General features: G+C 48.4%; 14 protein-coding genes and 3 pseudogenes. 8 read left to right on the top strand and 9 right to left on the bottom strand.

Annotated features, from left to right (window positions below; genetic code table 11):
* Positions 1-236: 236 nt before the first annotated feature.
* A complete protein-coding gene (locus GCU48_RS08470; RefSeq protein WP_152379690.1) occupies positions 237-1,082 on the top strand; it encodes a formate/nitrite transporter family protein in 846 nt (281 codons plus the stop codon).
* Positions 1,083-1,092: 10 nt separating this feature from the next.
* Here the strand turns inward: GCU48_RS08470 and GCU48_RS08465 are convergent, their stop codons facing one another.
* A complete protein-coding gene (locus GCU48_RS08465; RefSeq protein ID WP_152379689.1) occupies positions 1,093-1,446 on the bottom strand; it encodes a hypothetical protein in 354 nt (117 codons plus the stop codon).
* On the opposite strand from GCU48_RS08465, the gene GCU48_RS08460 reads away from it, so the two are divergent.
* The 3 genes and pseudogenes from GCU48_RS08460 (at position 1,438) to GCU48_RS08450 (ending at position 5,460) form a co-directional block, all read left to right on the top strand.
* Positions 1,438-3,570 carry a molybdopterin-containing oxidoreductase family protein gene (locus tag GCU48_RS08460; protein WP_152379688.1) on the top strand — a complete coding sequence of 711 codons (2,133 nt, stop codon included), beginning with the start codon at positions 1,438-1,440 and terminating at the stop codon, positions 3,568-3,570. The genes GCU48_RS08465 and GCU48_RS08460 overlap by 9 nt on opposite strands.
* A 46-nt stretch (positions 3,571-3,616) precedes the next feature.
* A pseudogene (locus GCU48_RS08455) lies at positions 3,617-4,862 on the top strand (MFS transporter).
* A gap of 103 nt (positions 4,863-4,965) precedes the next feature.
* On the top strand, positions 4,966-5,460 hold the full coding sequence (locus tag GCU48_RS08450) for a GNAT family N-acetyltransferase (protein WP_025717009.1): 495 nt from the start codon (positions 4,966-4,968) through the stop codon (positions 5,458-5,460).
* Positions 5,461-5,558: 98 nt separating this feature from the next.
* Here the strand turns inward: GCU48_RS08450 and GCU48_RS08445 are convergent, their stop codons facing one another.
* Both GCU48_RS08445 and GCU48_RS08440 read right to left on the bottom strand, forming a co-directional pair.
* On the bottom strand, positions 5,559-6,107 hold the full coding sequence (locus GCU48_RS08445; protein WP_152379687.1) for a GNAT family N-acetyltransferase: 549 nt from the start codon (positions 6,105-6,107) through the stop codon (positions 5,559-5,561).
* Between the two features lie 83 nt (positions 6,108-6,190).
* Positions 6,191-6,919, bottom strand: coding sequence for a copper amine oxidase (locus GCU48_RS08440; RefSeq protein ID WP_152379686.1), 729 nt, complete (start codon positions 6,917-6,919; stop codon positions 6,191-6,193).
* A 207-nt stretch (positions 6,920-7,126) separates the two neighbouring features.
* On the opposite strand from GCU48_RS08440, the gene GCU48_RS08435 reads away from it, so the two are divergent.
* A complete protein-coding gene (locus GCU48_RS08435) occupies positions 7,127-8,806 on the top strand; it encodes a glutamine--tRNA ligase/YqeY domain fusion protein (protein WP_152379685.1) in 1,680 nt (559 codons plus the stop codon).
* Between the two features lie 146 nt (positions 8,807-8,952).
* On the opposite strand, the gene GCU48_RS08430 is transcribed toward GCU48_RS08435, so the two are convergent.
* Positions 8,953-10,176: an MFS transporter gene (locus GCU48_RS08430; RefSeq protein WP_152379684.1), complete on the bottom strand. Its 1,224-nt coding sequence runs from the start codon at positions 10,174-10,176 to the stop codon at positions 8,953-8,955.
* A 524-nt stretch (positions 10,177-10,700) separates the two neighbouring features.
* Between GCU48_RS08430 and mobA the strand changes: the two genes are divergently transcribed.
* Together mobA and GCU48_RS08420 are read left to right on the top strand one after the other, a co-directional pair.
* Positions 10,701-11,468, top strand: a complete 768-nt coding sequence (gene mobA, locus GCU48_RS08425; RefSeq protein WP_152379683.1) for a molybdenum cofactor guanylyltransferase — start codon at positions 10,701-10,703, stop codon at positions 11,466-11,468.
* A 95-nt stretch (positions 11,469-11,563) separates the two neighbouring features.
* Positions 11,564-12,178 carry a LysE/ArgO family amino acid transporter gene (locus tag GCU48_RS08420; protein WP_152379682.1) on the top strand — a complete coding sequence of 205 codons (615 nt, stop codon included), beginning with the start codon at positions 11,564-11,566 and terminating at the stop codon, positions 12,176-12,178.
* A 146-nt stretch (positions 12,179-12,324) separates the two neighbouring features.
* Here the strand turns inward: GCU48_RS08420 and GCU48_RS27730 are convergent, their stop codons facing one another.
* Positions 12,325-12,621 (bottom strand): DUF3592 domain-containing protein, encoded by a 297-nt coding sequence (locus GCU48_RS27730; protein ID WP_244316124.1) that lies wholly within the window; start codon positions 12,619-12,621, stop codon positions 12,325-12,327.
* 189 nt (positions 12,622-12,810) lie between these two features.
* Positions 12,811-12,924, bottom strand: a pseudogene (locus GCU48_RS27725) (VOC family protein); the annotation flags it as partial.
* A gap of 199 nt (positions 12,925-13,123) precedes the next feature.
* On the opposite strand from GCU48_RS27725, the pseudogene GCU48_RS29100 reads away from it, so the two are divergent.
* Positions 13,124-13,558 (top strand): annotated as a pseudogene (locus GCU48_RS29100) (Lrp/AsnC family transcriptional regulator).
* An 84-nt stretch (positions 13,559-13,642) separates the two neighbouring features.
* Here the strand turns inward: GCU48_RS29100 and GCU48_RS08400 are convergent.
* From GCU48_RS08400 to GCU48_RS08390, 3 genes are read right to left on the bottom strand one after another with little or no spacing between them, the layout of a single operon-like run.
* Positions 13,643-14,575 carry a 1-phosphofructokinase family hexose kinase gene (locus GCU48_RS08400; RefSeq protein ID WP_152379681.1) on the bottom strand — a complete coding sequence of 311 codons (933 nt, stop codon included), beginning with the start codon at positions 14,573-14,575 and terminating at the stop codon, positions 13,643-13,645.
* A 14-nt stretch (positions 14,576-14,589) separates the two neighbouring features.
* Positions 14,590-14,904, bottom strand: coding sequence for a DMT family transporter (locus GCU48_RS08395; protein WP_152379680.1), 315 nt, complete (start codon positions 14,902-14,904; stop codon positions 14,590-14,592).
* Positions 14,904-15,245: a DMT family transporter gene (locus GCU48_RS08390; protein WP_025718759.1), complete on the bottom strand. Its 342-nt coding sequence runs from the start codon at positions 15,243-15,245 to the stop codon at positions 14,904-14,906. The genes GCU48_RS08395 and GCU48_RS08390 overlap by 1 nt, the downstream gene beginning before the upstream one ends.
* Between the last annotated feature and the right edge of the window lie 14 nt (positions 15,246-15,259).

The following is a 15,259-nucleotide window of genomic DNA, read 5'->3' as shown; positions in this document are numbered from 1 at the left end:
TCGGCCTCGGCGGAGTTATTTGGTTCTTGAGAGCAGTTGAAAAGGAAGAATACAATTAAATGTAAAGCGCGTAGTAGCGCAGTAGATGCAATAATACAGAAAGACAGTCCTTTTTCCAAGGGCTGTTTTTTTTTATAACTAAGAAAGTGATTTTTTTCACAAACAAAATCACTGATTTTAAATAAAATATGAGAGAAGAATATTTGAATAAAAAGATGTTAAAGGAGCGGGGACATATGGCAAGCTATAAACCGGGGCAAATTGCCGAAAAGACGGTGGAAACAGGAGTGGCCAAAGCGAACAACCCGTGGACTGTGTCGGTGGTATTGGGATTTTTGGCAGGTGCATTTATTGCACTCGGGTTCTTGCTGGATATACGGGTTATTGCAAGCGCGCCTAAGGAATGGGGGAGTATTGCTACCTTTATAGGGGCTTCCGTGTTCCCTGTAGGGCTGATATTAGTATTGATCGCTGGCGGAGAATTGCTGACTGGTAATATGATGGCTGTCCCTTTGGCGAGATGGGCAGGACGGATTAAGACTGGGGCCATGCTTCGTAATCTGGTGATTATTACGCTCAGTAATTTTGCAGGTGCGTTATTTGTTGCATTTTTTTTCGGTCATGTGCTGGGTCTGACAGAGGCAGGTCCTTATTTGGAGAAAGTGGTGGATATGGCAGGTCATAAACTGCATGAAAGCTTTTTGCAATCGTTTATATCTGGTATTGGATGTAACTGGCTGGTAGCACTGGCTGTATGGCTGGCATATAGCACGGATTCAACAGGTGGAAAAATTATGGGGATTTGGTTCCCTACAATGGCCTTTGTTGCTATTGGCTTCCAGCACGTTGTGGCCAATATGTTCCTCATTCCGGCGGCTATCTTTGCAGGCCATTTTTCATGGGCAGATTATATCATGAACTTTATTCCGGTTTGGTTGGGAAATTTGGTTGGAGGAAGTCTGTTTGTGGCTGGGACTTATTGGTTAGCCTATTTGAAAAAGCCGCATGCCGATGCACATCCAATAAGCGGAACTCAAGCTGCTCCTCCGATTGCTCCAAATCAGCTGAGTGATCGCATTTGATTCGTTACTCTTAACAGAATCGAACAAAGTAAATCCGCCATGACAGGTCCGGGGGAACGAAACCTATTATGGCGGATTTTTTTGGGAGTGGTCCATGATTTGGCATGGAGGATGAGTGTGCTCTCGTCCCTAATGCCTTGATCTTTTTTACCCCTGCCAAGTAAAGATGAAACAGGGCTCTAAAAAAATAATTGTGATTTTGCAAAAATCCGTTTTGCTCTATGCAGCAGGCGGATTTTTTGGCTTTTTGATCAGAAGCTGCATGACAAAACCTTCTCTTGCCATAGGTCATAGCTGTAGATATGATAAGAGCAGTGTGATTTTTGGAAACAGTAATGGAAAGGAGCATCAACACATGGATCATCGCAACAGCGCGCCTCCTGAGGCTACGCTTCAACCAGACTTGCAAAGGGGGCAGCAGATGACGGAGCGTGCCAATGGTATTTTTCCGGCTGTGTGCCCGCTAGATTGCCCAGATACGTGTGGGCTCCTGCTTCACAAGGAAAATGGAAAAATTGTCAAGGTGACTGGCAACCCGGATCATCCCATTACAAAAGGGGCCATTTGTAATAAAGTTCGTAATATGACGGAGCGGGTATATGACCCTGATCGGGTGCTCTATCCGCTGAAGCGTGTAGGCCCCAAGGGAGAAGGAAAGTTTGAACGAATTAGCTGGGAGGAGGCAGTCGATACCATTACAGGCCGGTTCAAGGAGTTGATTCGTACGGACGGCCCGGAATCAATTCTCCCCTACAGCTTTTATGGCAATATGGGCGTATTGAGTGTGGATGGGATGGATCGCCGTTTTTTTAATGCGCTGGGCTCTAGCCAGCTAGACCAGACGATTTGCAGCGTAGCTGGGAATGAAGGCTGGGCATCTGTCATGGGTTTTAAAGGGGGAACCAGCCCGGAGGACACAGAGGATGCAGACCTCATTATTGTATGGGGTGGAAATGTCATCAGCACGAACATGCATCAGGTCGTATTGGCCGAGAAGGCACGTAAAAAAGGTGCCAAGGTGGTTGTTATTGATGTTCATCGTAACCGGACGGCGCAATGGGCGGATTGGTTCATTCCTTTATATCCAGGGACGGATACGGCGCTCGCGCTGGGAATGATGAACGTGCTGTTCGAGCAAGGGCTAACAGACGACGAATTTTTGCGCCGCTACACGGTAGGTCATGAGGAGCTGCGCGAGCATGTTAAGGCGTACACCCCAGAGCGGGTAGCGCGTATCACGGGTGTACCCGCAGCGGATATTATCCGCCTGGCGGAGATGTACGGACAGGCGCGAGCGGCGTATATCAATATCGGCAACGGCGTACAGCATCATGAGAATGGCGGCATGAATGTACGTGCGGTAACATGCTTGCCCGCGCTCACCGGACAATGGCTCAAGCATGGAGGGGGCGCTTCACGCTCCAACGGCGCTTATGCCAAATTGAACGGCGCCAATCTGGCGCGTCCTGATCTGCGCCGGAACCCGGATGCTCGGGTGATCAACATGAACCGGATCGGAGAAGCATTGCTGCAAAAGGATGAGCCCATCAAGGCGCTGTTCGTATATTGCAGCAATCCGGTGGTCGTAGCACCGGATGCGAAACGGGTGACGCAGGGGTTTGAACGGGAGGATCTATTCACGGTCGTGCATGACCTGTTTCTGACCGATACGGCCCGCTATGCCGATATCGTGCTGCCTGCATCGTCTTCTTTTGAAGGTACAGACCTGTACAAATCCTACTGGCATCACTATATCCAGATGCAGAAGCCAGTCATTGCTCCGCTTGGAGAAAGCAAAAGCAACTATGAGCTGTTTAGTCTGCTCGGACGAGCCATGGGCTTTGATGAAGCTGCATTTACGGAAAGTGAAGAGGACATGATCGCGAGCGCGCTGGATAACCCAACGAATCCTTATCTTAAGGGTGTAACTTTAGAAGCCTTGCAAGCATCACCTTTTGTAAAGCTGGACATGACGCCCAAAGCTACCTATTTGGATCAGCTAACCACGCCTTCGGGCAAAATTGAGCTGTATTCGGAACGGATGAAGCAAATGGGTCTGCCTGCGATGCCTACGTATGTGCCGCTGATCGAAGGCTATGATGGAGAGCAGCGACCACAAGCGGGCGAGCGGTTTCCACTGATGTTTATTTCGCCGCCAAACCATAATTTTCTGAATTCCACCTTCGCCAACTTGCCCAAGCATCAGCGATTGGAGCGGGAGCCTTTGCTACAAATTCACCCGGAGGATGCTCAGACAAGAGACATCGTGGATGGGGATCTGGTTACCGTATGGAATGATCGGGGAACGTATGAGCTGAAAGCCAAAGTTACGGACCTGATGCTGCCCGGTACCGTGATTAGCCAAGGGCTATGGTGGGAAGACAAGGGGCGCAGACAGCGTGCCAATGCGTTAACCTCTGATCGGCTGTCGGATATGGGGCAGGGGGCCACTTTCTTTTCAACGGTGGTGAATGTGAAGCGCCAATGAGCTTATGCCTTTTATGGCGTCACATACTAAAGGAGAAACAAAAGATATGAAATGGTTGGAGTCTTATCCAAAAGAAGTTAAAGTGTTTCTCTTCGCCAGCTGATTAATTCCGCCGGAAGCTCCCTGATGTGGCCGCTGGTCAGTATGTATGTGTTTGACGAGCTGAACCGCAGTATGAGAGATGCGGGGATTGCAATTTTAGTGCAATCTCTGGGCGGGATTTTTGGTCAGGTACTAGGAGGAGCTCTTTATCATCGTATTGGAGCCAAAAAGCTGATTGTCGGTTCACTGGCTATGAACGCGCTGGGACTTCTCGCGCTCCCTTTTACCAGCGGCCATTGGATTGCGTTTGTCATCATGATGGGCTTTATCGGCTTTTTTAATGTGGTATCTGTGCCTGCGATTCAAGCCTTTGTAGGTTCTCGCTTTGCTGACCGCCGTGGCGAGCTGTTTAATATTATTTATGTCGCCAATAATATCGGGGTGGCACTGGGAACGGGCTTGAGCGGCGTTCTGGCGGATCTTTCCTATCAGCTCAGCTTTGTGATGAACGGGTAACCTCTGCAATATTTGCCGGATTTTTCTGGTCCTATCTTAGCAGGGTGGATCGGGAAGAAGGGGAAGTGCATCTCAGCAAGTCTATGAAGAAAAAAGAAGATATACCAGCGCGGCTGCTGTTTCGTGATACCAGGCTGTATCTTTTTGTAGGCTTAGGGTCGCTTTTTTTATGGTTTGGCAATTCGATCTGGAATACGGGAGTATCTCCATTTATTATCGAGCAGGGCTTGCCTAAAACGATGTACGGGCTCCTGTGGACGTTGAATGGTATTCTTATTTTCGCAGCACAGCCGATTATTTTTTGGATTAAACGTCTGTACGCCCGGCATGCTTCAGCCCAAATGACATGGGCCGGAGGATTTTACCTGGCAGCTTATATCGTTATACTGGGTACACAGAACTATACGGGGATGGTATTCGCTATGGTTTTGGCTACGCTGGGAGAAAAGCTGATTGCACCAGCGGTTCCGGCATTTCTGTCTGATCACGGGGGGCGAGGAGCGCCCTTTTACATTGGACTTGTGGGGGGCATTGGCGCAGCCGGACGGGTGATGGGGCCTTATATTATGGGGAAGTTGTACGATGGTGGCGGTTTACCGCCCGCGGTTTGGCTGGCATTGGGGGTAGCGGTGCTGTCGATTCTATTTTTTGTTCTGCATAGCTGGTTAAACCGTTTTCGGCATGATCTAGATGCTTTCGAAGCTACTAGCAAGGCAGATGCTACCAGTTCTTAAGTCCCAATAAAAGTTCAGTAATGAGCCGTGATTATGGTACAATAAGTGCGGATGGCTACAGTTATTGCTTCAGGAAAGCCTTCACAGGAAGGATTGAAAGGAATTGTTTACAAGTCAAACCCTGACGATACGTCATTCGAAGATGAAGGATGCTCCTGATCTGATTGCGCTGGATGAATTGGTATGGAATGAGCGAACTGCCCCTGCTTCGCTGTCATGGAAGTCGCGCGGGGAGTTTCTACGCAATTCGCCTCCAGGCTCCCAACTGGTTGCCATCGAGGAGGAAGTGCTCTGCGGGTATATCGGATTTCGTCCTCCAACGCTGTTGGCCAGTAATTGTCACGTGTTGGAAATCAATATAGCCGTACATCCCTATTATCATCGCAAAGGTATCGGGACGGCTCTTATGAACTCCATGAAGGACATTGCAGCCGCTGAGGGCATACGCAAATTAAGCTTGCGGGTACTGTCCTGTAACACGGAAGCCCTTATGTTTTATGAAAAATGCGGATTTACGATCGAAGGACGTTTGCATGAGGAATTTTACATCGCAGGCCAATTTGTGGATGATGTGCTAATGGCCTATTTCTTAAAATAGGCCGGAGGCCGCAGACAGCAGCATTCTTATTAATGTCCGGCTCATAATAAACAGCGCCGCAGACCCTATGGACTGCGGCGTTGTTTGATGTTGCATGGTTACCGAAGCTGCTTCCATTCCTTTTGGAGCATACCGTACACTGCGTGGTTCATATAGCCATCGGGCAGCAGCTCTGCTTCGCGTATAATGCCTTCGAGCACAAAGCCCATACGCTCCGGGATACCGCGACTGCGGCGGTTCGTAGTTGCGCAACGGATTTCGACCCGATGTAAATCCAGCTCCATTAACGCATATTCGACGAATACGCGGCAGGCGCTGGTCATGAGACCTTGTCCTTCGTAACCGTGTCCAAGCCAGTATCCAATACTGACTGAACGGTGAGTCCAATTAATCTCGTGGTAGCTGATAATGCCAGCAAGCTCGTTATCCATCCAGATTCCGGCGGTCAGGCTGCCATTCTCTGCGGCTTGTTTCAGGGCGCTCTGTACGAACTGCTCTGTATGGCTGATTTCCGTGGTAGAGTCTACCCATGGAAGCCATTGACGCAAGCGGTCACGGGACATTTCGATCAGCTCAAACAGAGGCTGCACATGCTCCTTGGTGAGCGGCCGAAGGACTGTGCGTTCGTCCAATGCGTATGTAAACATGATTGATCCCCTCTTTCACTCGGAAAATCGCTAAACAGCCAGTCTAGCATTTAATCCCATGCTACCTTATTCTGCGAGAGTCGTCAAAACGGAGAGGAAGCTTCAAATTCTATAGGTCCTACCTGGAACCGCCCATGCTCGTATACATACTTTAGCTTCAAATCTCCTACAAATTCGCTTGGCGATACACTGCCTGATACGGTGGCTCTTACAGAGGTCTGTTCGGCATCGTACATCACGACAGAGCTGAAATCGAGCTGCTTCGTAAATTGGGCAGGATCATCGTAAAAAGCTGATGCTTTTGCATCCATCGTGTGTGTAGTGGCGCCGTCAATCGTGACTGCGATATGCACCTGCTGGCTGCGGTCACGCAGCTCTACAAGACTCTGTACACGCCGGGAAACGGCGTCTGCCGCTGATTCGACCGCGTACTCTTCCATCGTCTGTGCGTCAACGATGTGCAGTTCCTGCAATTCGACACCCGTTCCCGAGGCACGTGTAATGATTACGACGGCTTCACGGACACCATCCCCGTTTACATCTTTGTAATATAACTGTGGCGCGGTGGAGATATCTGCCGAGCCTGACCACCCAAATGTGCGGTGCTGCTGACCGCTTTCCAGCACGGCTGAACGGAACAGTCCCTGAGATGGATTCACAGCGTATAAATTGACGGATGGGTCCTCTGGGGCGACGGCCAGCGGACGAGATTGTACAGGCCGGGTCATCGGACTTGATGAAGGATGGACGGGTGTCATCACGGAAGAGGACAACAGCATAGACAGCAGGATTACGATGAGCAGCTTGAGCACAGGTGGATCTCCTTTTCCGGGCAAAATAAAAGATATATACACTATAACGAATTTAGTTACCGAAAATGTTAACTCTTTTTCATAACTTGCACCTTTTTTTGCTGTAGAGAGCTTATGGATTTTCATTTTATTGAGTTATGCGTTGTGAAAGGGTATATTTAAGGGAACAGGTTTTGCACAGATTATACGGAAGAAAGGTTGATTAGCGTGGAGAAGCCGATCACTCCCCCCAATTTTATTAAAAGTGTCATTGAGGAAGACCTACGAACGGGTAAGGTAAAGGAGGTTGTTACACGCTTTCCGCCTGAACCAAACGGATATTTGCACATTGGACATGCCAAAGCCATCTGGATCAATTTCTCACTGGGAGATGAATTCGGAGGACGCACGAACCTGCGTTTTGACGATACCAACCCGGCGAAGGAAGATACGGAATACGTGAACTCCATTCAAGAGGACGTGAAGTGGCTCGGCTATGAATGGGAAGAAAAACATTTTGCCTCCAATTATTTTGATGAAATGTACAAACGTGCCATTTTGTTGATCCAAAAAGGGAAGGCCTATGTGGATGACCAAAGCGCGGACCAAATCCGCGAAACTCGTGGCACGCTGACTGAGCCTGGACAAAATAGCCCTTATCGTGATCGCAGCATCGAAGAGAATCTAAAGCTGTTTGAAGAGATGCGTGCGGGTAAATATCAGAACGGTGAAAAAGTGCTGCGCGCCAAGATTGATATGGCTTCGCCGAACATCAATTTGCGTGATCCGGTTATTTACCGCATTTCGCACACACCACACCACAATACAGGTGACACATGGTGCATCTACCCGATGTATTCCTATGCGCATCCGCTGGAGGATGCTATTGAGGGCGTGACCCACTCGCTCTGTTCGCTGGAGTTTGAGGATCAACGTCCACTGTATGACTGGGTTGTAGCTGAATGTGAAATGGAAAAGGTACCTCATCAATATGAATTCGGACGGCTGAATCTGGCTCAAACGGTAACGAGCAAACGCAAGCTGAAGCTTCTGGTAGATGAGAAGCATGTAGATGGCTGGGATGATCCACGTATGCCGACGATTTCCGGCTTGCGTCGTCGTGGCTATACGCCGGAGGCCATCCGCAATTTCGTTTACGAGACAGGCATCTCCAAAGCCTATGGAGTCATCGATTTGCAGGTGCTGGAGCATTTTGCACGTGAGGACTTGAAGCTCAAGGCACCTCGTACCATGGCAGTCATTGATCCGTTAAAGGTGGTTATCACCAACTATCCTGAGGGACAGGTTGAAATGCTGGAGGCGGAAAACAACACAGAAAATCCGGAGCTTGGCACACGCCAAATTCCGTTCTCTCGTGAAATTTTCATTGAGCGTGAGGATTTTATGGAAAATCCACCGAGCAAATACTTCCGTTTGTTCCCTGGTAATGAAGTACGTCTCAAACATGCCTACTTCATTAAATGCAACGATGTGATTAAGGATGCAGACGGAAATGTAACGGAAATTCACTGTACTTATGATGTAGAAACGAAGAGTGGATCAGGCTTTACCGGACGTAAAGTGAAGGGTACGATCCACTGGGTAGAGGCTACTCAGGCAGTTCCGGCCGAATTCCGTTTGTATGAGCCTTTGATTAATGCAGAGGAACCTGAATCGGTTGAAGAGGACGGATCGGAAAAAACATTCCTTGATCAATTGAATCCGAACTCTTTGGAAATTGCTCATGGCTATGTGGAGCCGAACATGAAAGAGGCTCAAGCACAGGACAAGTTCCAATTTTTCCGTCATGGTTATTTCAGTGTCGATCCGAAGCTGTCCAAGCCGGGCGAGCCTGTATTTAACCGTGTTGTATCGCTGAAAAGCTCTTTCCAATTGCCTAAGCAATAGGTGCTTGGAAAAAGTGGATCAAAGGCAGCTTCGTGCTACCAAGTAAATAAAGGAGTCTGCCCGCGGGCAGACTCCTTTATTTTACGTTTACTTGCTCTTTTTTGATAAGTGCTTCCTTGACGATAGGATGCCGCATTTTTATGGTGTTATGGGGCCTCTTTTATTCGTTTATGCTCGCCTGCATGGCAAGGCTGGTAGCCGTTCTTGTACAGCATATACCACATGATGGCGAATCCCACAGAGCCAAGCAGGGCAAAGAAGACCCCTACGTTGTACATCATCTCGCCACCGAAGTTCTGGAACAGCCAGCCCCCCGCGAAACCTGCAACGATGCCGGAAATGCCACTCCAGGTCAAAGTATATACAGCCTGCCCGGAGGAACGGTAAGCAGTAGGGGTGAACAGGACGGTTAATTGAGTACCTACATAAAAATAGCCACCAAAGGTAATGCAATGAAGTGCCTGAATGAATACGATCTGAATCGGGTCTGTGGCCAGGGCCATCAGTTCCCAACGTAGGGCAAATAGCAAGCTGACGAGAGTCAGACAGCCGATCATCACGGTCATTTTTTTCTTCAAAAAGCGATCAAACAGCAAAAAGACAATAATTTCGAATACCGATGACATAAAGACGGCAAAGCCAAGCATCAGCTTGGAACCGCCCAGCTCGGTGATGTACAGGGACATAAAGGCGCTGTTGATTGAATTCGGGATGGATACAAGGATACCCAATAAAATAAAGGATATAAAGTAACCGTTCATTAAAATGCTGCCAAAGCCACGCAAATGAATGGCTGCCGTCTCCACCGTGCTTTTCAGTGGTGGGATCGTTAAGGTGCAGATCAGTGCAGCCAGAAGCAGTACCGTGAAGATGGTGGATATGCTGGATATTCCCGTTTGGTCAATGAGTATGCCAGCAACTGCCGCAGTCACTGCCCAGCCGAAGGAGCCCCATATGCGAAACGAACCGAATTTCCGATCCGTGCCCTCAATGTAGCTGAGAATAAGACAGTTGCTCTGGGCGAATAGAGGGCTTTGGAAAAAATAAAAGCCGATCATCGACACATAAATCATGACATACGTATGGACATGAAATAAAGCTTGCAGCAATAACAATGTACCTATAATCATAAATAGCAGAATACGACGAAGATTGCGGCTCCGGTCGCTTGTATATCCCCAGAAAGGGTTCGCGAATACGGATACAAAAGGTCCGATGGCCATCAGGCTCCCGATCTCAAGCTTGTCCATGCCGATATCTTGCAAATACAATGGGAAGAAGCTGGAGAAAATGACCATGGCTCCATATAGAAAAAAATTATATAGCTTTAGGGAATATAGAGAACTCTCTTGAATTTCTCTCTTTTGCAAGACAAGCCATTCCTTTCTTAGCCCGATAGAGAACTGCGCATCGATGCCGATCTGTGGGGAGGTTCTTTATTCCAATGTATCATGTGTTGAAAGGGTTAACAAACCAATAAATTAACAATTATGTAATATTTATTTGAGGATACTTATTTGGTAATGGCTTAAGCAAACTTTATAAATATTGCTTATTTTGCTGGTTTTTATTTTTACTGCTCGTAGGGGCAACATGTAGACGAACTACAGCATTTGAGTCTATATATGGTTGATTTAAGCAGATGCCTTAGTGGTTACAAAATCTTTATTTATTAATAGGTTCTTAAGACCTAAAGTTTATACATAGAATAGCCGATACATAATCCATAATCAGGGGAATTTAGGGTTATTTTTTTCTGAATAAAGACGAATAAGTACTCTTTTTTGGCGTTCCGTGTGGATCGCCATTTTTTATGCTTTATAATAGATGCTATTATTAGAGCTATCGCTATTTAATGATAGATTTTTTCTAGGAAAAAGGAGGTGCGATGGTGATGCTTGAGGTGACTGGGATTATCGTGGCAGGCGGACGCTCTAGCAGAATGGGACAGGACAAAGCGCTGCTCCAGCTTGGAGGAGTTACGGTACTGGAGAGAATAGCTGCTGTGCTAGGGAAAGTTGCGGGACGGGTTATTGTAGTGACTCGGGATATACAACAGTATAGTGGACTTGGGCTGGAAACGATGGCAGATTTATACCCCGGCTTGGGTCCTTTGAGCGGCATTCATGCAGGGCTTTCTGCTTCCACAACGGAATGGGGAATCGTAGTAGCTTGTGATATGCCCTTTGTGCAGCCAGAGATATTGCGTGCTTTACTGGCTCACACTACGAACGGGGCAGCGGCGAAGGAGACAACCAATGAACAAAGGAAGCAGCAAGTGCAAGGAGAGCAAGGATCTTTGGCCGGAGATTGCTTGTTGCCCCAGCCAACAGAACCAGCATTACAGGCGGTGATCCCTACTGTGGAGGGACGTATACATCCGTTGCTAGGCTTATATCATCGAAGTGTGCTGCCATCTGCTGAGCAATGTCTGCGTAGTGGTCGTCTACGTCTGATCGACTGGCTGAATTCCCTGAACGTCCGTTATGAGACAGCTGGCGAATGGCCGGGTGCGAGCTTGGACATGTGGAAGCAAGCTGTGTTCAACATGAACTATCCACAGGACTACCAGCTTATCGTGAAACAATTGGAGTGTATACAAGACGTACCGACCATGCAAAAACAGAGAATAGAGAGAACCCGGATGAATGAGGAGATCTAGAACAATGATCTTACCAAGGACAGGAAGGGAATAGCAGAAGATGAGAGAGAAGATGAGAGAGAAGATGTGTAACGATTTGGGAGGGAGTACATAACATGCTGGGAGCTATTATCCATGCCGTTTTATTGGCTCTGGGATTGATTTTGCCTTTGGGAGTGCAAAATGTATTTGTGTTTAATCAGGGAGCGTCACAGTCGAGGTTTCGCAATGCACTGCCTGCCGTCATTACAGCAGGTGTCTGTGACACCATCCTGATCACGCTTGCGGTTGGGGGCGTATCCCTTGTTTTGCAGCGGTTTCTATGGCTCACGAATGTGCTCTATGCCGCAGGCTGTTTGTTTTTGTTATATATGGCCTGGACTCTTTGGAGATCGAAGGCAGCTTCCTCGGGAGAAAGTCAGCCGATGCTTCCAAAACGGCAGGTGATTTTTGCCGCTTCGGTATCCTTACTGAATCCGCATGCCATACTCGACACGGTTGGTGTAATTGGAACCAGCTCTCTCCAATATGACGGCGGGGAACGCTGGGCCTTCGGCCTGGCCGCCGTGTCAGTATCGTGGATATGGTTTATCGGTCTGGCAATGGCTGGGCGTCTCGTAGGACGTATGGGTTCAGGAGCAAGGTTCGGCACAATGCTCAATAAAATATCGGCACTGATTATTTTAGGTCTGGCTATTTATATGGCTATCAATTTTATCACCAGTATGTGATCCAAACCTTGTTAGAAGAACAACTTTAATAAAGCGAATATCCCGCTCAAAACAAAGGGGACACCGATCAAAAACAACATAAAGGCCAGACAGCCTGCACCATTTACACCGCCAGCAATTCGTGCGTCCCGTGGGTTGGCCGGATTTTATAATACATTAATCTGGCTGCCAACCCGGTTGAGGCTTAGATTGGTGCTATACGGATTCCAGAATTCTATGGCTTCACCTGAAGCTGTATAGAAGCGTACCCTTAATCGACGGGTGTAGCTGGTATCTACCGGGTCATCACGGTCAAAGGGAACGACATCAATGTCTACTTCGATATGCGCATCAACGATTTGCCCTTTAGTACGGACCCAGTGGCGTTTACGATAACGATGGCGACGGATCGTTCTGAATCCAAAATAGATGAGCAGCAGTCCGATCAGGCTGAACAACGGCATCAGGAGCTCGGAGCTAAAATGAAACCAATACACATTAAAATCAACTGAGATGATAATCTACTCCTTTAAATAAGCGATAATCAATATATCGGACTTATTTAGGAGTAGTTTAACTCCATAAGAATTGAGATGGAAGATAATGGGATATAAAAAGATTCGCTTCCCCGGGAAGTGGATCTTTTGAATAGCTGCGTGGACTAATGCATTTGTTACAACTAGAGGAGGTTCGCCAAGTTTAAGCTGATTGGGTTCGACAAAGGTTCTTGCTCCGTGGGCAAGGGCTTTTTGATATATTTCATCCACAGGGCTCGGATGGCCACATGAGCTAATCCCTGTACACTCATTTCAGATCCTCCTTATATTAAGTAAACCTTATTATATGAATAATTATTAGGTGCATATTTACTTAAAATAAGATCTTTTTACTATATTAGTTATTAAATAAAAGATAATCGGGATGAAAAATATTAATTTTCTAAAATCAAATCAGGAGGTGCTTGATATGCAGCATCATATAGATGATATAGACCACAAAATAATGCAGTTACTTCAGTATGAAGCACGGATTTCTATTTCCCAGATCAGTAAGGAAATTTCCATGTCTCAACCGTCCGTTAAATAAAGAATGGTCAAGCTTGAGGAGAAAGGGGTCATCTCGGGGTATAAGTGCTGTATTTAATTTACGGGAACTGACTCGAGGGACAACCACTTTATTTTAATAAAGACGGAGCATTGCCAGGAGTTGGTCGATTTTTGTGAAGAGGCGAAGGAGGTTACCGATTTATTTCGGATCAGTGGGGAGTTTAATTATCTCATCAAGATACAAACCGCGACGATAGAGGAAATTGCAGCGTTTCAAGATTCACTGGTCAAACTGGGTCCTTCGAAGTCACACATTTGTATGAAAAATATACTCGAAAACGGGGTTTTATTGTAAAATAAGTTATAAAATTACATCCTTAGAAACAAAGTATATTCGTTGCATTAAACAAGTTAAATGGAATAAAAAAAGTGACGCTGATTACAATAGCGTCACCGAAATGCCCTGCTCCAGATGCTTTACATCCTGGAGCTCAATCTTGCCGGCCATGGCGTGCAAGGCTGCCGCCGTACCGCAGGCCGCTCCCTGCCTTAGTATGGCAGGGAGCTCCAGCCCCGCTGCCGCGCCGGTGACCAGCCCGGCGACCATGGCGTCACCGCTGCCGAGCGCGCTGACAATGTCCGCGTGCGGCAGGCTCACGCGGTAGCGTGCATCGCGAGTTACCGCGAGCGCCCCGCGTGCGCCGAGCGAAATGACGGCCAGCTGCGCCCCGGCCTCAAGCAGCTCCGCTGCCGCCGCTTCAGCGGCATCCGGGCGAGCGGCGTCGATGCCAGCGAAGTGGGCGGCCTCGACCTCGTTAGGCTTCACGAGGTCAGGCTTTCCGCGCAGCCCCAAGCGCAGCGCTTCGCCGCTTGCGTCCAGCGCCACCCGCGCGCCGCTCGCCTTCGCCAGCGTGCACAGCTCGGCGTATAGATCTGGCGGGCAGCCGGGGGGCAGGCTGCCCGAGAATACGACCCAAGCCGAGTCGGCGGCAAGGGCCGTGATTTTACGCCGCAGCGCGGCCAGCTCCAGCGGCCCGATGGTCGGGCCGCTCTCAATCAGCTCGGTCTGCGTGTGCGTGGACGGGTCGAGCACGGTAATAGCGAGACGGGTTTCCCCGTCTGCGGCTTCGATGAAATCGGCGCTCACGCCTTCCGCGCTCAACCCGTCGATGAGCAGCCGTCCGGTATGTCCGGCGACAAATCCGGTCGCCCGTACAGGCTCGCCAAGGGTGCGAATGACGCGGGCGGCATTCACGCCCTTGCCGCCCGGAACCGTCAGACCACCTTCGATGCGGTGGACGGCATTCAAGCCGAAGCCTGCAACCGTGTAGATTTTGTCTACAGCCGCGTTAAGCGTTACGGTCGTAATCACAAAACATCACTCCTTTAGGAAATCAGCTTTAATCCCAGAGCTGCGGCAAGAATCATGGCGATGAACAGGACGCGTAGTACGCTTTTTTGCTCACCGTACAAAAACATGCCTACAATCGTGCTGCCTACCGTTCCGATACCTGTCCATACCGCATAAGAGGTTCCCATAGGTAGACTCTTCATTGCATAGCTGAGTAACGAGAAGCTGAGAACAAAGGATAAGACCATAAGTATTAAAGACTTCCAGTCTTTTCCAACCGCAATTCCCTTCATACCGATGACTCCGAATACTTCCGAACATCCTGCCATAACCAATGCAAGCCAAGCCATTATGCGTCACTTCCTTCCTCAGAACCACGGTCAGTCACTAGTTTTAGGCCAATTACGCCTGCCAGCAAAAGTGCGATTAGCAGTGTTTTGGACCATTGAAACGGTTCCCCGAATATCAGCATTTCACTTACAACGGTGCCACCTGTACCCAGTCCGGTGAATACAGCATACACCGTACCAACAGGCAAACGGCTGGCTGCCTTTAAAATCAAGTAAAAGCTGGCTGCGATAGCCAGCACGGTTATAATCCAGGCGAGTACAGAATCAGCGTGCTTCAAGCCTGATACCCATACGACCTCAATCAGGCCCCCTACAAATACATAAATCCAACTGCGGTTCATGATGAACGTTCTCC

Origin of the sequence: Paenibacillus brasilensis (assembly GCF_009363115.1) — a bacterium.
Classification (GTDB): domain Bacteria; phylum Bacillota; class Bacilli; order Paenibacillales; family Paenibacillaceae; genus Paenibacillus; species Paenibacillus brasilensis.
The sequence above is the reverse complement of the archived record's forward strand: the minus strand, read 5'-3'. Positions and strand labels throughout refer to the sequence as shown.

What these genes read in the sequence shown, in the direction of transcription:
- GCU48_RS08395 (WP_152379680.1), bottom strand. Translation starts at nt 14,904, where the DNA reads ATGGCTTGGCTTGCATTGGTTATGGCAGGATGTTCGGAAGTATTCGGA.
- GCU48_RS08465 (WP_152379689.1), bottom strand. Translation starts at nt 1,446, where the DNA reads ATGATCCATGTGTTGATGCTCCTTTCCATTACTGTTTCCAAAAATCAC.
- GCU48_RS08420 (WP_152379682.1), top strand. Translation starts at nt 11,564, where the DNA reads ATGCTGGGAGCTATTATCCATGCCGTTTTATTGGCTCTGGGATTGATT.
- GCU48_RS08470 (WP_152379690.1), top strand. Translation starts at nt 237, where the DNA reads ATGGCAAGCTATAAACCGGGGCAAATTGCCGAAAAGACGGTGGAAACA.
- mobA (WP_152379683.1), top strand. Translation starts at nt 10,701, where the DNA reads ATGCTTGAGGTGACTGGGATTATCGTGGCAGGCGGACGCTCTAGCAGA.
- GCU48_RS08445 (WP_152379687.1), bottom strand. Translation starts at nt 6,107, where the DNA reads ATGTTTACATACGCATTGGACGAACGCACAGTCCTTCGGCCGCTCACC.
- GCU48_RS27730 (WP_244316124.1), bottom strand. Translation starts at nt 12,621, where the DNA reads ATGCCGTTGTTCAGCCTGATCGGACTGCTGCTCATCTATTTTGGATTC.
- GCU48_RS08460 (WP_152379688.1), top strand. Translation starts at nt 1,438, where the DNA reads ATGGATCATCGCAACAGCGCGCCTCCTGAGGCTACGCTTCAACCAGAC.
- GCU48_RS08390 (WP_025718759.1), bottom strand. Translation starts at nt 15,245, where the DNA reads ATGAACCGCAGTTGGATTTATGTATTTGTAGGGGGCCTGATTGAGGTC.